Origin of the sequence: Sulfitobacter aquimarinus (genome assembly GCF_040149565.1) — a bacterium.
Lineage (GTDB): Bacteria > Pseudomonadota > Alphaproteobacteria > Rhodobacterales > Rhodobacteraceae > Sulfitobacter > Sulfitobacter aquimarinus.
The window spans coordinates 134,030-153,128 of sequence record NZ_JBEFLO010000001.1; the positions used below are offsets into that span (position 1 = coordinate 134,030).

Below are 19,099 nucleotides of genomic sequence, written 5' to 3' on the forward strand. Positions count from 1 at the left end.
CCGCTGGTGCAACCGGGGCGTTCAGAAAGAAAAGTTAGTTCAGGGAAACGCCGTATTTCTCCTGAAGCCAGTTCACGATGAACGCTTTGGCTTCGGGCGATACTTTGGTCGCGTTTGCCTTGGCTGTTTCAGCCGCAGCACCTGTCATCTGGGGGTATTTGCCCAAACGCTTGCCCGAGATTTCGGCGAAATCGGCACGTGCCTGAACCGCCTCGAACGCGGCCGTGTAGGTGGCAATCGCATCAGCCGAGGCGCCCTGCGGCAAGAACACCATCTTTTGCGCAGGGAACCCCGCGATAAAGAAGGCTTTCCACGCATCCCATTTCTCGCCCGATGTCTCGCAGCCTTCGGTGCTTTCGCAGACTTCCTTGAAGGTCGGCACGTCGGGGAAGGTGGGGTCACGCACGATGTTGCCGGCGTCGTCCAGCGACCCCCAGGTCATCATGGGCACGGCTGTGCCTGCCTCGACCAATGGCGTCACGCCTGACAGGTAGGAGGAAGATGTCTGATAGTCGATGTTGGCTTCGCCGCGCTCGAACATCAAACGGCCGTCACCGCGGCCCTTGATGCCCATAACGCTTTCGACATTCAGACCCAGCATTTCCCATGCCAGCGTTGGCACCAGATCAAGGCGCGTGGCCCCTTGGTTGCCATAAATGAAATCTTCGCCCTGCAGGCCAGTGGCATCCAGACCGTCCATCTTTGCGGCCAGTTCCGGCGGCAGATAGGCCACGCCACCTGTGCCGGAGGCAAGAACGACGTTCCAGTCCGCGTATTCATATTTCACCCGTGGGTCGCCCAACAGGTACGGAAACTGGGTAGAGCCTGAAGACCCGAAGATCAGTGTGCCGTCTTCGTAGGTCTGCTCTTGAAAGAAGTTCGCCCCTTTGGTCGACCCTGCACCCGGCATGAATTTGACGACAACAGTCGGCTGGCCCGGCAGGGCTTCGGAAAGGAGTGGTGCATAGAAGTTGGCCCATTTGGCGGAGCCGCCCGTTTCGGAGAACGGGATGATCCATTCGACGGTTTTGCCTTCCAGATCAATGCCATGACCGCCAGCATTTGCTTGCAGGCCAAAAGTCGCAGCAGCCGCAGCCACAAGGCCCATGGCCACGCGGCGCGTGGTTTTAAGATTGGACATATGTTCCTCCCGGTTTTGTATGCCCCTTCTCCCAAAGGGGCCAATATAGAATCGCTCCGAGGGTGTCCGCCCCCGGTTGATGTATGCCTTTTGACCTGCGAACCTTGCACCAGACTTGCATTAACGGGATTCATTCAACGTGCGGATCACACTGGTTGAAGACAACGTCAGCCTCGCAAAGGGCATCACTTACCGTCTTGAGGACGCAGGCCATGCGGTAGACGTGTTGCATGACGGCAGTGCCGCAGAGGATTATCTGGCCCGCGATCAGGCCGATCTGGTGATCCTTGACATCAATCTGCCCGGTCAGGACGGTCTGTCCTTGCTCAAACAGATACGCGGGCGGGGCGATAGCCGCCCGGTGATATTGCTGACCGCACGCGCCCAGACCCAAGACCGCGTGACCGGCCTTGATGCGGGGGCCGATGACTACCTGATCAAACCCTTCGAGATGGCAGAGCTGGAGGCGCGGGTGCGGGCGTTGTTGCGCAGACGTGACATTCCACAGCAACAGCTGCGCAGAGTTGGCGAGTTGCAGTTCGATCCCGCCGCCCGGCAATTGTTCGATGGCCAGACCGAGATTGACCTGCCCCGCCGCGAGATGTCGGTGTTTGAATGTCTTGTGGCCGCGGAAGGGCGCACTGTTTCGAAAACGGCCGTTCTGGATCATGTCTATGGCGTGGGGGCGGACGTCGAAGAAACGGTTGTCGAGGTCTATGTGTCGCGCCTGCGCGGGCGATTGAAACAGCACGGGATCACGATCCGAACGCGGCGCGGGCTTGGCTATCAGATGTCAGCGGAAACCTTGACATGAAGCTCAGGTCGCTGCGCGCGCGGCTTACGTTGATCATTTTGCCGCCGCTTTTGGTTATCTCTCTGGTCGCTGCGGCGTGGCAGTTCCGCACAACAACCGACCGCGCCGAGGACATTTTTGACCGTGGCCTTTTGTCTGCCGCGCTTGCGATATCGCGCGATGTGGCCCTGTCTGACGGCGATGCCATCAGTTCTTCCACCCAGCGCCTTCTGGGCGATACATCAGGCGGGCCGATCTTTTATCACGTCTACGCACCTGACGGGGTGTTTGTGACCGGCTACTCAACGCCGCCTGTGTTGCCCAGCGTACTTTCTGACGGGCCGACCGATCCGCAGTATTACAACAGCACCTATCAAAGCGAAAACGTCCGCGTCTTGCGCTATCGCGACAGCACCGTTGTCAGTGGTGTGGCAGGGGTTTTCAGCATCACGGTTTGGCAAAGCGCGCAGGTTCGCGCCAGCTTTGTGCGCGATGTGCTGTCGCGCTCGTTCGGGGTGATTATGCTGCTTGTGCTTTGTGTCGCGGTGGTGGTCTGGTTCGGCGTGGGGTTGGGCCTGCGCCCCCTGCTTGATCTGGAGCGCGCCATCGCCGAACGCAGCCCGACCGAGCTGAAGCCCATCCGCCGCGCTGTGCCAGCAGAAGCACAGGGTCTGGTGAATACGCTCAACACACTGCTTGACCGTATTTCCCGAAGGATCAGTTCCAAGGATGAGTTCATCTCCAACGCGGCGCATCAGTTGCGCAACCCCGTTGCGGGCGTTCTTGCCTTGGCTGAAGCAGTTGAAAACGCACCAAATCCCCAAGCCGCCCAAAGGCGCAGTGCCGAATTGCTGCTGGCTGCACAGGAAGCCAGCGATCTGACGAACAAGCTTTTGTCCTTTGAACGGGCAAGCGGCACGGACATTTTACGCTCTGGCTTGCCCGTTGAACTGGGTGCGTTTGTTCGCACTGTCGGGGCTGCGTTCAGGCAACAAAACCCCCACAGTGGTGTAGAGCTGGTCTACGCCCTGCCCTCCGGAAAGGTGGTCATAACGGGCGATCCCACCATGTTGCATGAAGCGGTGCTGAACCTGCTGACCAATGCAATCATCCACGGTGGCGCGGGTTTGACACGGATTACGCTGGAACTGTCGCAGGACGGATCAATGGCAACTCTTGTCATCAACGACGATGGTATAGGCATCCGCCCCGATCGCCACATCGCAGCGCTCAGCCGCTTTTCGCAGGCGGGCGGCGGGCCTGGCAGCGGATTGGGCCTGCCCATTGCAAGCAGAGTGATGGAGAACCACGACGGGCGTCTGGAGCTTTTGGAAAGCGTCACGGGCGCTTCGGTTAAGCTTACGATGCCATTGGCCAGCTAGATGCGCCCCCTTGGCTGACAATAAAGATAACCGCTGGTGCCGAGTGTGGCGCGGTGTCTCGTGTTTGGGAACGACCATCCTAACCCGCCACGCAAGCAACGGGTGTTATCCAGACAGCACCATATCGGCGCGGAGCCTTTTGCCATAAACCAAACGCGCATTGGGCAGATCGTTTTCTTCGGTTTTCCGCGTCGCTGCATCGCTGTCATATCCCAGATCCAGCCACCTCTTGAGGAGCCGCTCTCGCAGCTCGGCCAAAGGCACATCCAGAACGATGCCGAAATCCCAAAGGTCGGCCAAGGCCTCCCATGGCGGCGCATCAAACAGCAGGTAATTGCCTTCGACCAACACGGTTGTATCGCTGGTGCGCAGGCATCCCCCATTCGGGACAACGCGGTCGCGGGCCCGATCAAACGTAGGGAACGGGACCTCGCCTGCGCTGCGCATCCGCTTGACCACAGAAGCCAGCCCCGCTACATCGAAAGTCTCGGGCGCGCCTTTGCGCGATAGCATTCCTTGGGCGTGCAGGTGGTCGTTGCTGTGGTGGAACCCGTCCATCGGGACCACACAGGCCTGCGGGAGTCTGGTGCTCAGCGCATCGGCAAGATAGGATTTGCCACTTGCGGGAGGGCCCGAAATAGCGATGATCCGCCGCCCTTTTCGCAGCGGAACATCCATGATCCTTTGCGCAATGTCCGCATAGTCGATCAAGCGCTTGCAGTCTCGGACGGCGCGTCCTTTGCCCCCGTCATAAAGGCGACTGCGTCGGACATGGTGTAATCCTTTGGATTGATCACACACAGACGTTTGCCCAAACGGTGGACGTGGATGCGGTCGGCGACCTCAAAAACATGCGGCATGTTGTGGCTGATCAGAATGATCGGAATGCCGCGTGATTTCACGTCCTGGATCAGCTCAAGCACTTTGCGCGATTCCTTGACGCCCAAGGCGGCTGTTGGCTCATCCAGAATGATCACTTTTGACCCGAATGCCGCCGCGCGTGCCACGGCAACACCTTGGCGTTGGCCGCCCGACAATGTCTCGACCGCTTGGTTGATGTTCTGGATCGTCATCAACCCCAGCTCGGTCAGTTTTTCACGGGCCAGACGCTCCATCCGGGGCCGATCCAGCTGTCGGAACAGCGAACCGCGAATGCCCGGACGGCGGATTTCGCGGCCCATGAACATATTATCCGCAATCGACAGCGCAGGCGACATGGCGAGCGTCTGATAGACGGTCTCGATCCCTGCATCGCGGGCCTGAATGGGAGATTTGAAATTGATCTCTTTCCCTTCGAGGTAAACCTGCCCCTCGTCGGGGATCACAGCGCCCGACACTGCTTTGATAAGCGATGACTTCCCCGCGCCGTTGTCACCGATCACGGCAAGGATTTCCCCCGGCATCAGGTCAAAGTCACAGTGGTCCAGTGCCGTTACTTTGCCGTAGCGTTTGACGAGGCCGCGGCCTTTGAGAACAGGTTCCATTATGCTGCTACCTTTCTGATCCACTGGTCAACGGCGACCGCCGCAATGATAAGCACGCCGATGAGCAGGTAAGTCCATTGCGCGTCTGCCCCCATGAGGCGCAGCCCCAGCGTGAAAACCCCCACGATAAGCGCGCCGAAGAATGTGCCGAGGATCGAACCGCGCCCGCCAAAAAGCGAGATGCCCCCGATCACCACGGCGGTGATACTCTCGATGTTCAAAAGCTGCCCCGATGTGGGAGAGACAGAGCCGATCCGCCCGATCAGTGCCCAGCCGGCAAAGGCGCAAATCAGGCCCGCAACCGCATAGACGGAGATGATCGTGCCTTTGACATTCACGCCAGACAGTTCCGCCGCGTCCGCATCATCGCCCACAGCATAGACATGGCGACCCCATGCCGTATGGCGCAAGACGTAAGCCAGTGCCGCCACAAGCACCACGAGGAAGACAACACCCACTGTGAACACTGCGCCGCCGATGTTGAACTTGGCCCCCAGCAATTGCAGCAAGGGGGCGTTTTTGGCGATGTCCTGACTGCGGATGGTCTCGTTCTGGGAATAAAGGAAGTTGGCGGCCAATACGATCTGCCACATGCCCAGGGTGACAATGAAAGGCGGCAGTTTCATCACCGCCACAAGCCAGCCGTTGATATATCCGATGGCCGTGCCCGCCAGCAAACCGCAGGCCACTGCCACTTCCACAGGAAGGCCGTATCGAAAGGTGAATTGCCCCATCACAACAGAGGAGATGACCGCGATCGCCCCCACACTCAGATCAATACCTGCGGTCAGGATGATCAATGACTGCGCAGCGGCCACAATGCCGACAATCTGCACCTGCTGAAGGATGAGCGTCAGCGCAAAGGGAGAAAAGAATTTCGACCCCAGCAAGAGGCCAAAGACGACGATAGAAGCAACAAGCACGATCAATGGCACCAGCGCAGGGTTGGTATGCAAGACATGCTGAACCGTCCCTATCACCCCGCGATGCGGATCCTCGAATTTTGCGACCCCGTCCGTCGTGGTATCTGTATTGGACATCTTATCCCTCCCTTACCGTTGAAAAAGGGGCGAACACCGCCGCCCCTTTTCTTTGATCAAAGCCCGTTCAGGGCCGATGGGCAATCAGCCCCAGCAGAGATTGGTACCCTCTGCAGTGTCGATGCTCTCGACACCGTCGGCAGGCTCGTCTGTGACCAGTGCAACGCCTGTGTCAAAGAAGTCCTTGCCCGGGGTCAAGGCGGGCTTGGTGCCGTCTTTGGCCCATGCGGCAATCGCTTCGATCCCTTTGGACGCCATCAGCAGCGGGTATTGCTGGGACGTGGCACCGATGATGCCGTCCTTGATGTTCGCGACACCGGGGCAGCCCCCATCGACAGAAACGATCAGCACGTCATTTTCGCGCCCGATGGATTTCAGCGCCTCATAGGCACCCGCCGCGGCAGGTTCGTTGATGGTATAGACCACGTTGATCATCGGGTCTTTTGCCAGAAGGTTCTCCATTGCCTTGCGGCCGCCCTCTTCGTTGCCTGCGGTCACGTCGTTGCCAACGATGCGCGGATCGGTCTCGTCCCCGTTTACGTTCGGGTCGGCCAGATCAATGCCAAAGCCCTGCAAGAAACCCTGGTCGCGCAGCACGCCAACCGTTGGCTGGGATACGGCAAGATCAAGCAAGGCGATCTTGGCGTTTGCAGCGTCGTCACCAAGTTTGGCCGCCGCCCATTTGCCGATCAGCTCCCCCGCAAGGAAGTTGTCTGTGGCGAACGTCGCATCTGCGGCCTCAATCGGGGACAAGGGCGTGTCGAGAGCGATAACAACCAGCCCTGCATCGCGCGCCTGCTGAACCGAAGAGACGATGGATGATGTGTCGGACGGCGTAAGCAGAATGCCTTTTGCGCCATCAGCGATGCATGTCTCGATGGCTGCGACCTGTGTTTCGTGGTCGCCGTCAACTTTGCCCGCAAAGGACTTCAGCGTCATGCCCAGCTCGGCTGCTTTGGCTTCTGCGCCCTCTTTCATCTTTACGAAGAAAGGGTTGGTGTCGGTCTTTGTGATCAAACATGCCGTGACGCTGTGGCCATCTGCAAAAGCAGCGCCAGACAATGCGGTCAATGCGACAGCCGTTGTTGCGAGTAGTTTCTTCATGAGGTCCTCCCAGACGTTTTCCGATTAACCGGATACAGGTCCCGCATCTTGCGGAATTGGCCTCAGGTAAGCCGATTCTTCGGCACGGGTCAATAAATAAATAAACTTGATTTATTAATTCAATCTGCCACCTTCATTCCAGCGCGATATGCATGTAAGGCCTTTGGGTATGGACGGGTCAAAGATCAGAAGTTTGAGTGGCGGCGTGAACCAGAGAGGGTTGCGCGACCACAACGAGAGGCTGTTGCTGTCTATGCTACAGCGCAATGGCCCAATGCCGGGCAGTGATCTTGCGCGGGTTGCAGGTCTATCGCCCCAAACCGTTTCCGTCATTCTGCGAAAGCTGGAAAAGGACGGGCTGCTTGCCCGTGGGACGCCCGTCAAAGGCAAGGTGGGCAAACCATCGGTGCCTATGGCGCTGGCTGCGGACGGGGCCTTTTCGCTGGGCGTGAACATCGGGCGGCGCAGCGCCAAGATCGTCTTGATGGATTTTCACGGCACCGTGCGCGATGGGCGCAGCACCCGCTTCCAATACCCCCTCCCCGCTGATGTGTTCGAATTCCTCAGGCTGGCCAGCGCGGAATTGATCGAAGGCCTCGCCGCCCCCTTGCAAGAGCGTTTGTGCGGGATCGGCATCGCCGCCCCTTTCGAGCTTTGGAATTGGCATGAAATGGTGGGGGCGAGTGCGGAAGAGTTCTCGGCGTGGAAAGACATAGACTTCCACGCCGAGATTGCACATTTTTCCGACCTGCCCGTGCATATCGTCAATGATGCCACCGCCGCCTGCCGCGCAGAGCATATCTATGGCCGCGGTAAAGAGTTTCGCGATTATGCCTATTTCTTTGTGGCGGCATTCGTCGGGGGGGGCATCGTGCTGAACCACTCGGTCTTCGAGGGGCATCAGGGCAATGCAGGTGCGCTGGGATCGCTGCGCAGCGTAGGCCCCAATGGCGAAAGCCGCCAGTTGATCGACATCGCCTCGATCCATCTGCTTGAGGCGCGCCTCGCCGAGGTGGGCCTTGACCCAAGCGGGCTGTGGAACAGCGACGACTGGTCCCCCTATGAACGCTATGTCGAGCCGTGGATCAGGCAAACCGCGCAAGAGCTGGCAAAAGCCGCGCTCTCTACCTGCGCGGTCATCGACTTTGAGGCGGTTATGATCGACGGCGGCCTGCCCCAAGACGTCAAACAGACCTTGGTTGACCGGACCCGTCGATATATCGCGAACCAAGACACACGCGGCCTGATCCCGCCCCAGATCGAGGCAGGGACGATGGGCCGAAACGCGCGCGAAATCGGTGCCGCGTGCGGGCCGATCTGGTCGCACTTCTTGCTCAAATCAAATGCGGGTCTGTCCTAGACTGTCGCGTCCATAATTTCGGTAGCCGAAAACGATCAGGGGAAATGCAATGAAGCGCTCACGCATCAACGAAATCATGTCGCAAGCGGACGACATGATACGCTCCTTCGGGTTTTCGCTGCCGCCCTTTGCCTATTGGACCCCTGCGGAATTTCAGGCGCGCAAAAGCGTGGCGTCAGCGTTGATCGATGCGCGGTGCGGGTGGGACATCACAGACTATGGCGCTGGCGATTTTGATCAAATGGGTCTGTTCCTGTTCACTCTGCGCAACGGGCGTCTTGCCGAGCTGCAGCAGGGCAAAGGCATGTGCTATGCCGAGAAACTGTTGATTTCGCGTCAGGATCAACTCAGCCCCATGCACACCCACATCGAAAAGGCCGAAGACATCATCAACAGAGGCGGCGCGACTTTGGTGATTGAGCTTTTCGGCTCTGACGATAGGGGCGAATTTTGCGCTGATAAAGGCGGGCAAGTGCTGTGCGACGGGGTCGTGCGGGATTATCATGCGGGCGAAAAACTCAAACTCGCCCCGGGGGAAAGCGTCACCTTGATGCCGGGCGATTGGCACGCTTTTTGGGGCGAAGGGGGGGATGTCTTGATTGGCGAAGTGTCGACAGTGAACGACGACCTGAACGATAATATCTTCCGCGAGCCGATTGGCCGCTTTGCACAGATCGACGAAGATGTTGACCCCCTGCACCTATTGGTGAGCGACTACGCCCTGTCGTTTGGATGATATTACGAAACCATTGGTTACGGGGTCTTGCCCCCTCGCCCTGGTGAAGATCAACGAAAGGGATCGACCAATAGTGAGAGTGAGCCGGGAGACTGCACAAAAGAGCCGCCAAAACGTTGTGAAAACAGCCAGCGTGCAGTTTCGCACACACGGCCTGACGGCATCGGCTTCGCAAGCCTCATGAAAGCGGCAGGAATGACCCAAGGCGATTTTTACAAACAGTTCGACAACAAAGAAGCGCTGGAATGCAAGGCGACCGAAGTCGCATTGAGCGATAATTTCGCGCTTTGCGCCAAAACCATAGAGGGGCAAAGCGATCCCGTGACCGCGCTCAAGGCGGGGTATTTGTCACCTCAGCGCCTGTCGGCGGTCGGCCGTGGCTGCACATCGGATTTATCGGCGATCTCGGACCTGCGGCGGCAATATCCTGCTACAGGCGGTTGATTGACCCGTTCAAAAAGGCGGATCTGCACCTGTCACTGACGATTGGACATGCTGGTATGAACGGATTGCTGCAACGGGCAGGCAATGATCAACGACCAATAGGCGGACGCTGTATTACTTGCAGCAACGGATGTGAGGTTGGCGTTCGACAATCAAACGCCTAGGTTTAGATGTATCGACGTGATCGAAACCCACATCAATACGCGGGTTTCACTGGCCTCGGCGGGGCGGCTGAACTGAGGGCGCTAGCAGTGTCAGCCCTTGGCCTCACCTAGGTTATCCGCCTTTTCAGCATCGCGCTGCCCCATGGGGAGGTCACGGCCCTGCGTTGTGTCCCGTGCTGTCTGCGCTTCCATTTCTGCGTTCAACTCGGCCCCGAGCAGGATGATGAACGCCGAAAGCCACAACCACGTCAACATGATCACCACGCCCGCAAGGGTCCCGAAACTCTCGTTGTAAGACCCGAAGCTGTCCACGTAATACGCAAAGCCCGCCGAGCCGATGATCCAGAGCGCGCAGCCAACGACTGCACCCGTAGACGCCCAAGCCCATTCCGGCGCATCGCGGCTGGGGCCATAGCGATACAGCACAGATAGGCCAAAGACTGACAGCACGGCAACGATCGCAAACGATGCGATGATGACGATCGTATCAACAACCCCGCCAAGGCCGAAATAAGACAGCACCGCAGGCAGCACCAATGTCGCTGACACAGAGAGCAGCAGACCGAAAATCAAAAACAATGTCAGAGCGAGCGTCACCAGTTTCAGGCGAATAAACCCGCGTTTTTCTGTTTCATCATAGGCGACATTGATGCCGTCCATCAGGCTCCCCATGCCCGAAGAAGCAGAGTAAAGCGAGATCAGCACACCCACCAAAGCGGTCAGCCCGAGGCCTGCTTCATCAGACCCTGTGACCGCCTGCGCCTGACTGATAATAATGTCGATAATGTCATCAGGCACAAACGCGGACAGGCTTTGCAATTGCTCGGTCACTTCCGTCGGGGAGAATACCAGACCGCTGAGCGCCATAATTGCAGCAATGGCGGGAAAGATGGACAAGAAACCGTAAAAAGCAACGCCTGCGGCAATCAGGCCAACGCGATCCTCAGAGACTTCGTCCTTCACGCGAAATGCAATATCTTTCCACCCGCGTTGAGGTATTTCGAGGGGCTTATCAGCTTGGCGGCCACGGGGCATATTGTTTCCATTCATTTCGTTTTATGTGTTGTTCGACCGTCCGCAACCCGGACGCGCCGTGTCAGAATTCAGATCCGGCGGACACCTTCAAGAAGGATCGGGTCAACATCGTCTCCGTGCAAGACAGAGACATCGCCGGTGGTCTCCAAAACGGCTGATTTGACCGAGTTGGGGTTCAAGGCGTTCGCCTCGCGCAGTTTTGCGAGCAGGTCACTTCGGGCAACGCGAGTATGCGCCAAAGCCGCGTCGAGGATCACACCATTTTCCATGATGAGGACAGGTTCATTGTCGATCAGCGCCGATACAGCAATGAAACGCCGCCTTGCAAACGCCAAAGCGAGCTGCACACCAAGCAGCGCGGTCACTGCTGCGCAGGATTGAACAAAACCGTTCCAGTCCGTTGCCTGCGCGGCGCCAGCCAAAAGCGACCCCGTAGCCACCGTTACAACAAAATCGAAACCCGTCATTTTCGAGAATGCGCGCAACCCGACAACGCGCACCAGAAAGATGACCCACGCCAACGCGAGTGGCGCCAGTACGGCACCGCGCCATATGCCTGGATGGGTTGAGTATTCGAAAATCATGAGGGGCTCCTATCTGGTGCAATGCACTCGGTTTTGTCGGGATGGGGCCAACAGCGTGGCGTCTAGGATGACCGTTTTGGCCGACGACACTTTCGCATTTTTCAGATCGTTAAATGTCGTCGAGCGTCTCGAAACAGTCTGACGGCTGTCCATAGACGGCACATCGGGCCTGTTTCTTTTGGCCTGCGGGCTGACGCCAACACTGCCAACCTCCTCCTCAAAGGCGTCCCAGCGGAACATCGGCACGGCAGGAATTGAAGACAGCAGCAGCATCATTGAACTCTCCGATTGATTGGTAAGCTAACCGCTGGCGGCGTTGAAAGTTCCCCTGACCCCTTAGCGAAGTAAGCCAGCGGCCATGAAAAAGCCCCCCGCACTTTCGCGCAGGGGGCCGAAACAGACCGTAAAGTCAGTCTTCAAGCGGGCAGAATTTAGCCTTCGTATTCAGGCATTTTTTCCAGCGCTTCTTCTGTTGCGTCGATGTAGACGCGGATATCGCCACCGTCGTCCTGACGCAGGATTTGCAACTCATCCATCTTCACAGCGACAGATTTTTCACCCAGACCAATGAAACCACCTACATCGATGATTGCGCGGTCCAGTTTACCGTTGTCCGTGACAAGAAGCTCGGAAATCTCACCGATATCTTCGTCATTGGAGCTGTAGATACGCGCACCCGTCAGGTCTTCGGTGTTCAGATCGTCAGAAGACACAGTCATGTAACCCTCGCGCTCGGTCATCGGTGTTGCGGGTGCCTTGTCAGTGGCTGCCTCGTTGGCTTCCATTTCTTTGGTGTCGTCCGCCATAGCTTCCTTGTCGTCCGCCATCACTTCTTTTTCATCCGCCATAGCTTCTTTGTCATCCGCCATCGGTGCTTTCATCTGGCTGGACTCGTAGCTTGGAGCCTCTTCGACGCCGGCTGCTGATGCTTTGATGACGATGAAATAATTGTCAATTTCACCTTCTTCAGTGACGAACTGCAGCTGATCCATCGCTACGGATACGTCTTTTTCACCAATACCCAAGAAACCGCCCACACCGACGATCACGGATTGCACTTCGCCAGAGCGCGTCAGCAGGATCTCGTTGATCTCACCGATGTCATCCCATTCCTTCTGACCATCCATCGTCACTGTCTCGCCCTGAATGTCAGCTTCGGAGGCGTATACGCGCATACCGATAACTTCCGAGGCGTTCAGATTGATCGCGCTGTCAAAAGTCGTTTCAGAAAATGCACTGGTGTGCGCGTCTGCATATGCGGATGTACCAAGTACGAGAGCTGTTGCGGTTGTTGCGAGAAACGTTTTCATTGTTGATCTCCTTAAGTAAGTGGCCGCCCCGTCTGTGTTGCGGCTTCGGGGAGATAACAATCGAGTAACACACTCGTTCCATTGAAATAATTGTTTTTTCGCTGGAACAATTTGCGGCGCGATGCGTTAGCGGCATTTTCTGAGACGGGGCAGAAAATGACAAAACCGCAGCGCAAAGCGCCGCGGTTCAGGGTCGTCCAAAAAGAGCGTTGCGGTCAGGCAGCAGCTTGTCGCAGGGCCTGCTCCAACTGCCTGATAGACACGGGCTTGCGTATGACGGTGTCTGTATTTTGGGCAAATTTGATCTCACTGGCCTCATAGGCGGTGATATAGACATACGGAATGCCCCGCTCTCCCAGAACCTTTGCTATGGGCTCCGAGGTATCCCCACGGCCAAGATTTACGTCCAGACAGGCAACGTCGAAATCCGCTTCCTTGGCAACCGTCAGGGCGTCATCAAGATGCATGGAGGGACCCACGACCTCAAACCCGAGGTCCGAAAGCGTGTCCGCCATTTCAAAGGCGATCAGCGCTTCGTCATCTACGATGAAAATCTTCTTCGGGGTCGACGTCATATCGCTTAACCTTTGTCTTTTATTGGCATTGTAAGGCTCCATTCAAAGCCTGACTCGGGGTAGTCTATGGACACTTTGCCTTGCGTTTCGGCTACCAAAATCTGGTTAATAATCTTAGAACCAAACCCTTTCGTCGTGGGTACAACGGGCACAGGGCCGTTCCGTTCCACCCAATTCAGGCTTATTTGACCAGGTGCAACAATCTGCCACACCAGCTCTACCCGCCCGTTAGGGTCCGATAAGCTGCCGTGTTTCATAGCGTTTGTTGCCAATTCGTAAAACGCCATCGACAGGGCCATTACAGACCGAGAGGGCACTTCGATCGTAGGGCCGGACATAGTGATACGGCCCCCTGCAATATGACCAACTGTGTCGGTGGCGATGTCCAATATCGACGCCCGATCCCAGTGATTGCCTATCAGTTTCGAATGGGCCTGTGCGTATGCGTCCAATCGGTGATCAATGGTATCGCGCACGGCATTGGAGGCTTCTGTGTTGCGAAGGGATTGGCTGACGATCGATTTCACGACGGTGAAGGCATTTTTCACACGGTGGTTCAGCTCGGCAATCAGAATGTCCTGTTGCTCAAGAAGGTGACGCTCGTTGTCGATGTCGATCAAGGCGACTGATGCGCCGATCATCTCGCCGTTACCATCCAGAACGGGCCGACAGATGATCCGCATCCAGAACATCGTGCCGTCACCCCGTTGATAGTTTACGTCCAGCTCGGCGTAGTCTTCGCCACCACCGATAACGCGCGCCAGAGGGTATTCATGGCTTTCGACACGCCGACCGTCTTCATGAAATGAAATCCATTCGCCGTAAGATGCGGTGTCTTCGGATTCGTAAACGGGATGGCGCACAAGGTCTTCGGTACGCTTGTTTCCCATCACGATCTTGCCGCTGGGTGCTTCGGCCATGACAACGCCGATTGGCATCGTGTCCAGCATAGCTTCGATGAAATTGTAGCGCCGCGCATCTTGTTCCGATGCGGTTGCCTGATGTGCCAAGGCCAATTCCAAATCACGCTTCAGCTGTGCGTTCTCGGCTTTAAGGTCTTCAAGAGATTGATCCAACGTAGCAACCCTGTTCAGTTCGATGATTATTAATGTGCACCAATGAGGTCGGTACAGACGGTTGGCTATTCAAGTGTAAGCGCAAAGATTTCCGCAATCATAGCGTCTGGCAAACCATTGGCAAGCCATCGGCACCAGCGATCCCAGCCCCCTCTGAGAAAGAGGGCCGAAGACAACGGGGTCGAGGCGCTGGTACGGTCTCGCACGCTTGAAAACGCAATCCGTCGTCTTACCCTTCTCGGCATGAGTGACGTTTTAACCTTTACAGAAAGGGGCATTTATTGCCCGGCGGGTGATTTTTACATCGACCCTTGGCGCCCCGTGCCGCGTGCGTTGATCACCCATGGGCACTCCGATCATGCGCGTCCCGATATGGGGCGGTATCTGGCCACTCGCGCCGCCGCGCCGGTGATGCAGCATAGGTTGGGCGATGCCGCGCAGATTGAAACCATCGACTATGGCGAAACCCGCCAGATCGGCGGTGCGTCAGTCTCGTTTCACCCCGCTGGCCATGTGCCCGGCTCGGCGCAGATCAGGGTCGAAGTCGCGGGACAGGTCTGGGTCGCTTCGGGGGATTATAAAACCGTGGATGACGGGCTGTCCGAAGCCTTTGAACCTATCAAATGCCACGCATTCATCACCGAAAGCACCTTCGGCCTGCCCGTGTTCAAATGGACGCCGCAGGATGTTTTGACAGGGCAGCTCAATGACTGGTGGGCCGCGAACGCCGCGGCGGGCCGCACGTCGATCCTGACGGCCTATGCCCTTGGCAAGGCGCAGCGCCTTATGCGCAGCGTTGATGCCTCTATCGGCCCGATGTTGACGGTGACGGCGGTGGAAAACACCAATGCGGTGCTGCGCGCCCAAGGGATCGCCCTGCCCGACACCACGCAGATCACCGAAGACGTTAGCGCCAAAACCCACCCCGGCGCGTTGATCATCGCCACCCCCGGCAGCACCACGCAACACTGGGCACGGCGGTTTCCGCAGGCGGCTACCGCCTTTGCATCGGGCTGGATGGCGTTGCGCGGTGTCCGCCGCAGGCGTGGCACGGATCGCGGCTTTATCGTCTCTGACCATGCGGATTGGGCCGGTCTGAACAGCGCGATCAAAGCCACGGGGGCCGAGAAAATCTTTGTCACTCACGGCTATACGGGTCAGTTTCAACGCTACCTGTCCGAACAGGGATATGACGCGCATGTGGTCTCGACCGAATACACCGGCGACGACACCGAGGAGGCGACATGAAACAGTTTGCCGCCCTCTACGCCCGCGTCGACGAAAGCACCAAAACCACCGTGAAAGTCGCGGCTTTGGCCGACTACCTTGGTCACGCGTCAGACACCGACCGCCTGTGGACCATCGCCCTGTTCACGGGCCGCCGCCCCAAGCGCGTGATCTCGACCACGAAACTACGCTTTTGGGCGGCCGAGGTTGCGGGTCTGCCTGACTGGCTGTTCGATGAAAGCTATCACATTGTCGGCGATCTGGCTGAAACCATCAGCCTTGTTCTGCCAGAGCCATCCGATCCGCAAGACCACAGCCTTACCCATTGGATCGAGACGCTCGCCCATCTTTCCACGCTGGATGATGATGCGCGCAAAGCCGGCATTCTTGCGGCTTGGGATACACTTGCCCCCGACCAACGGTTCTTGTTCACCAAACTTCTGACAGGCGGCTTTCGCGTGGGCGTCAGCGCCAAGCTGATGACCCGTGCGTTGGCACAGGTCACGGGGCAGGATGTCGCCGCGCTGACCCACAAGCTTATGGGCAAATGGACTCCGCAGACGACGACTTGGCAGGCGCTGATCGAGGCTGACGACCCCATGGCCGACCTGTCGCGCCCCTATCCGTTCTACCTTGCCCATTCCGTCGACGACCCCGCCGACCTTGGCGATCCGCCCGACTGGCACGCGGAACGCAAATGGGACGGTATCCGCGGCCAGTTCATCACCCGTGGCGGCGAACACCACATCTGGTCGCGTGGTGAAGACCTGATGACGGACCGTTTTCCCGAACTGTCGCAGCTCACTGACTACCTGCCGGAGGGCACCGTGATTGACGGCGAAATCCTCGCCTATGCGGATGAGACGCCGCTCAGCTTCAACGCACTCCAAAAACGCATCGGACGCAAGACAGTGCCCAAGAAGCTGTTGGCCGAGGCGCCGGTGATCCTGATGGCCTACGATCTGCTGGAACAAGACGGCGCCGACATCCGCGAGACAGCTTTCGAGGACCGCCGCACCGCGCTCAAAACCCTATTGGCAGGTGTTCCGCGCGAAGCCCCCGTCCGACTTAGCCAAGAGGTCCCCTTTGACACATGGGGCACGCTGGCGGCCGAGCGGGAAACATCCCGCGATCACAATGCCGAAGGCCTGATGATCAAACGCCGCGCCAGCCCCTATCTGGCGGGGCGCAAGCGGGGCGATTGGTGGAAATGGAAGATCGACCCGCTGACCATTGACGCGGTGATGATCTATGCGCAATCGGGCAGCGGTCGGCGCGCCAATCTGTTTACCGATTACACCTTTGCTGTCTGGAACGGGAACGAGCTGACGCCCTTTACCAAAGCCTACTCCGGCCTGACCGACGCCGAATTCCGCAAGATTACAGCATGGGTGCGCAAGAACACGCAGAACAAATTCGGCCCCGTGCGACAGGTCACGCCGCACCACGTGTTCGAAATCGCGTTTGAAGGCATTCAAGCCTCGCCGCGCCACAAATCCGGCGTTGCGTTGCGGTTCCCGCGGATGCTGCGCTGGCGGCACGACAAACCTGCATCGGAAGCGAACACCTTGGACGATCTGAAAGAGATGCTGGCCGCCTACGGCTAGCGAAATCCCGCCTGAGATATGAAACGACCCTGTACCAAGGATGATCGCTGACGCGAAGCTGCATTGCCTCCGCGGCGGTACGCCACGGCCGCTTCCGGCTTGGTGGGCAAATCGACTAAACGCGGCCAAAGCTATTTGGTGCCAAGACGGTACGGCGTCTCTGACCGCCCGCACAGGCAAGACATACCGCATCGACACCCCGACATTTATTACCAATCCTTTGCCTTACGTGTTAGGTTTGCCCGACCCTGCCACGCAATCGCAGGCGCGCACGGCGCGGGCGGTGGATATAGCCACCGGGCAAAAGATAACCGACCCTCAAGGGATCGAACTCCGCCCCCGTGCGTTGATCTCGCAAACATAACTGGAGCAGCCTATGACGACCCCCGCCCGAACACTCGCCGTCGTCGGCTTTGGCCCGCGTGGCCTTGGCGCGCTGGAGGCTCTCGCGATTGGCGCCTTATCCCGCGACGTGCGCATTAAGATCGACGTTTTCGACACGCTGGATGCCGTGGGCGCAGGGCCGAATTTCCATCCCGACGAAGACCCGCTGTGCATCCTGAACATCCCTGTTCGCATACTCGACATTGATCCGCCCGCGTTTATGTCCGATCATATCGCACCCTTTGCACAATGGTCCGCCACCGATTACCACGGCGACGATTTCCCGCCTCGGGCGGATCTGGGCGCCTATCTGGAGGCGCGGTTCGCGGCGCTATGCAAGGCCGCCAGTGATGTGTTCGAACTGACCCACATCAAAACCAAAGCCCGTACAATTGGCCAGAACGGCGGCTGGATGGTTACAACACAGGACGGCCGGCATGGCCCTTATGACGAGGTGCTTCTTTCCCTTGGTCAGCCCACGACAAAGCCGGACCCGCAGTTGCAGAAATGGACGGACCACGCGCAGGATCACGGTCTTGATCTGCGCCCCGCCTACCCCGGGACGGCGCTGCGCGATGCCGCCCGCAATTGGGGGGACAAGACCGTTGCGATCCGTGGCTTGGGCCTTTCGACACACGATGTTTTGCGGCTGTTGACCGTTGGTCTTGGCGGGCGATTTGATGGCGGCCGCTACATCAGGTCGGGCAATGAGCCGCGCAAGATTTTGCCGTTTTCCCGCGATGGCCTGCCCCCCGCCCCCAAACCCGCAACAGCCCGGATTGACGCGATGTTTGACCCGACCACCAGCGAGGTCGAAAGCTTTAAGGCGGCGCTGAAAAAGGCAGTCAACCAAGCCCCCGACGCCGCACAAGAGACGATCTGTGCCGCGCTGATCCCGCCTACCCTGCGCATTCTGGGGGCCTGCGATGGCGCGCAATCGCGAGATGCAGTGCAGCAATGGCTCGCGACTGAGCGCGAAAACCCGGGCGCGCAGGATATTCAGGACACCTGCGCCGCGCTGCGCACAACGATCGAGATGGCGCATCAGCGTATTGCTCCCTCCGCGGGGTATGTGATCGGGCAGCTGTGGCGCAAATTGCAAAATGAAATCCGCAGGGGCGTGAACAGCGCCGTCTTGACGCCCGAAACCGCCACCGCGATTATCGGCTTTGACGAAGGGTTGAAGCGCTACAGCTACGGCCCGCCCGTTGCGGCCTCGGAACAGCTGTTGACCCTGATTGACGACGGCCTCGTCAGTCTGCAAACGGTTGATGATCCCGACATAGAGTTAACGCCGAACGGGTGGCGGTTGATCGAAGGAGACGACGACCTGCTTGCGCCTGTGATGGTTGATGCGGTGCTGCCCGGTCCCGATTTGGACAGCATCACCGATCCGCTGATTAAGGGCGCGATGGACGATGGTTTCATTACGCCTGTCGATGACGGCTTTGGCGCGACGACGCTGACGGACGGGTCGCTTGTCGGGCAGGACGGGACTGCGCAAGAGGGCTTGTGTTTGCTGGGGCGTCTGTCGTTAGGCAGCGTCATCGCCACGGATTCCCTGCACGATTGTTTTGGTGCCTCGACCCATCGCTGGGCAGCGGGCATAGCTGATCGCAACGCGAAATAAAAAGAGGGGCGAGGCTTTTGCCC

The 19,099-nt window shown here is 58.2% G+C and carries 19 protein-coding genes; 8 read left to right on the plus strand and 11 right to left on the minus strand.

The features are described from left to right. Positions 1-34: 34 nt before the first annotated feature. A complete protein-coding gene (locus ABMC88_RS00600) occupies positions 35-1,141 on the minus strand; it encodes a tricarboxylate transporter (protein WP_349574889.1) in 1,107 nt (368 codons plus the stop codon). Between the two features lie 139 nt (positions 1,142-1,280). On the opposite strand from ABMC88_RS00600, the gene ABMC88_RS00605 reads away from it, so the two are divergent. Then, entirely contained in the window at positions 1,281-1,955 is a 675-nt protein-coding gene (locus tag ABMC88_RS00605; RefSeq protein ID WP_349574890.1) for a response regulator, read from the plus strand. Beyond that, positions 1,952-3,316, plus strand: coding sequence for a sensor histidine kinase (locus ABMC88_RS00610; protein ID WP_349574891.1), 1,365 nt, complete (start codon positions 1,952-1,954; stop codon positions 3,314-3,316). Before ABMC88_RS00605 ends, ABMC88_RS00610 begins: the two co-directional genes overlap by 4 nt. A 105-nt stretch (positions 3,317-3,421) precedes the next feature. Here the strand turns inward: ABMC88_RS00610 and ABMC88_RS00615 are convergent, their stop codons facing one another. The 4 genes from ABMC88_RS00615 to ABMC88_RS00630 form a co-directional block, all read right to left on the minus strand. Further along, complete coding sequence (locus ABMC88_RS00615) at positions 3,422-3,994, minus strand: AAA family ATPase (protein ID WP_349574892.1); 573 nt, start codon at positions 3,992-3,994, stop codon at positions 3,422-3,424. Between the two features lie 29 nt (positions 3,995-4,023). Continuing rightward, positions 4,024-4,800 (minus strand): ATP-binding cassette domain-containing protein, encoded by a 777-nt coding sequence (locus ABMC88_RS00620; protein ID WP_349574893.1) that lies wholly within the window; start codon positions 4,798-4,800, stop codon positions 4,024-4,026. Further along, complete coding sequence (locus ABMC88_RS00625; RefSeq protein WP_349574894.1) at positions 4,800-5,840, minus strand: ABC transporter permease; 1,041 nt, start codon at positions 5,838-5,840, stop codon at positions 4,800-4,802. The genes ABMC88_RS00620 and ABMC88_RS00625 overlap by 1 nt, the downstream gene beginning before the upstream one ends. An 84-nt stretch (positions 5,841-5,924) precedes the next feature. Continuing rightward, positions 5,925-6,944, minus strand: coding sequence for a sugar ABC transporter substrate-binding protein (locus ABMC88_RS00630; protein ID WP_349574895.1), 1,020 nt, complete (start codon positions 6,942-6,944; stop codon positions 5,925-5,927). Between the two features lie 169 nt (positions 6,945-7,113). Between ABMC88_RS00630 and ABMC88_RS00635 the strand changes: the two genes are divergently transcribed. From ABMC88_RS00635 to ABMC88_RS00645, 3 genes are all read left to right on the plus strand, one after another. Further along, positions 7,114-8,304 carry an ROK family transcriptional regulator gene (locus ABMC88_RS00635; protein ID WP_349574896.1) on the plus strand — a complete coding sequence of 397 codons (1,191 nt, stop codon included), beginning with the start codon at positions 7,114-7,116 and terminating at the stop codon, positions 8,302-8,304. 49 nt (positions 8,305-8,353) lie between these two features. Next, positions 8,354-9,040, plus strand: a complete 687-nt coding sequence (locus ABMC88_RS00640) for a D-lyxose/D-mannose family sugar isomerase (RefSeq protein ID WP_349574897.1) — start codon at positions 8,354-8,356, stop codon at positions 9,038-9,040. 195 nt (positions 9,041-9,235) lie between these two features. After that, positions 9,236-9,484: a hypothetical protein gene (locus tag ABMC88_RS00645; protein ID WP_349574898.1), complete on the plus strand. Its 249-nt coding sequence runs from the start codon at positions 9,236-9,238 to the stop codon at positions 9,482-9,484. 254 nt (positions 9,485-9,738) lie between these two features. Here the strand turns inward: ABMC88_RS00645 and ABMC88_RS00650 are convergent, their stop codons facing one another. From ABMC88_RS00650 to ABMC88_RS00675, 6 genes are all read right to left on the minus strand, one after another. Further along, on the minus strand, positions 9,739-10,683 hold the full coding sequence (locus ABMC88_RS00650) for a YihY/virulence factor BrkB family protein (protein ID WP_349574899.1): 945 nt from the start codon (positions 10,681-10,683) through the stop codon (positions 9,739-9,741). A gap of 68 nt (positions 10,684-10,751) precedes the next feature. Further along, positions 10,752-11,267 carry a DUF421 domain-containing protein gene (locus tag ABMC88_RS00655; protein ID WP_349574900.1) on the minus strand — a complete coding sequence of 172 codons (516 nt, stop codon included), beginning with the start codon at positions 11,265-11,267 and terminating at the stop codon, positions 10,752-10,754. A gap of 9 nt (positions 11,268-11,276) precedes the next feature. Beyond that, the gene (locus ABMC88_RS00660; RefSeq protein ID WP_349574901.1) at positions 11,277-11,543 is read right to left on the minus strand and encodes a hypothetical protein; all 267 of its coding nucleotides are present in this window, start codon (positions 11,541-11,543) and stop codon (positions 11,277-11,279) included. 155 nt (positions 11,544-11,698) lie between these two features. After that, positions 11,699-12,577, minus strand: coding sequence for a PRC-barrel domain-containing protein (locus ABMC88_RS00665; protein ID WP_349574902.1), 879 nt, complete (start codon positions 12,575-12,577; stop codon positions 11,699-11,701). A gap of 215 nt (positions 12,578-12,792) precedes the next feature. After that, complete coding sequence (locus ABMC88_RS00670) at positions 12,793-13,152, minus strand: response regulator (protein WP_349574903.1); 360 nt, start codon at positions 13,150-13,152, stop codon at positions 12,793-12,795. Between the two features lie 5 nt (positions 13,153-13,157). Continuing rightward, positions 13,158-14,228: an HWE histidine kinase domain-containing protein gene (locus ABMC88_RS00675; RefSeq protein WP_349574904.1), complete on the minus strand. Its 1,071-nt coding sequence runs from the start codon at positions 14,226-14,228 to the stop codon at positions 13,158-13,160. A 243-nt stretch (positions 14,229-14,471) separates the two neighbouring features. On the opposite strand from ABMC88_RS00675, the gene ABMC88_RS00680 reads away from it, so the two are divergent. The 3 genes from ABMC88_RS00680 to ABMC88_RS00690 all read left to right on the plus strand — a co-directional run bounded on the left by ABMC88_RS00680 (position 14,472) and on the right by ABMC88_RS00690 (position 19,076). Next, positions 14,472-15,476, plus strand: coding sequence for a ligase-associated DNA damage response exonuclease (locus ABMC88_RS00680; RefSeq protein WP_349574905.1), 1,005 nt, complete (start codon positions 14,472-14,474; stop codon positions 15,474-15,476). Further along, on the plus strand, positions 15,473-17,062 hold the full coding sequence (locus tag ABMC88_RS00685) for an ATP-dependent DNA ligase (protein ID WP_349574906.1): 1,590 nt from the start codon (positions 15,473-15,475) through the stop codon (positions 17,060-17,062). The genes ABMC88_RS00680 and ABMC88_RS00685 overlap by 4 nt, the downstream gene beginning before the upstream one ends. Before the next feature lie 376 nt (positions 17,063-17,438). Further along, positions 17,439-19,076, plus strand: coding sequence for an FAD/NAD(P)-binding protein (locus ABMC88_RS00690; protein ID WP_349574907.1), 1,638 nt, complete (start codon positions 17,439-17,441; stop codon positions 19,074-19,076). Positions 19,077-19,099 lie beyond the last annotated feature (23 nt).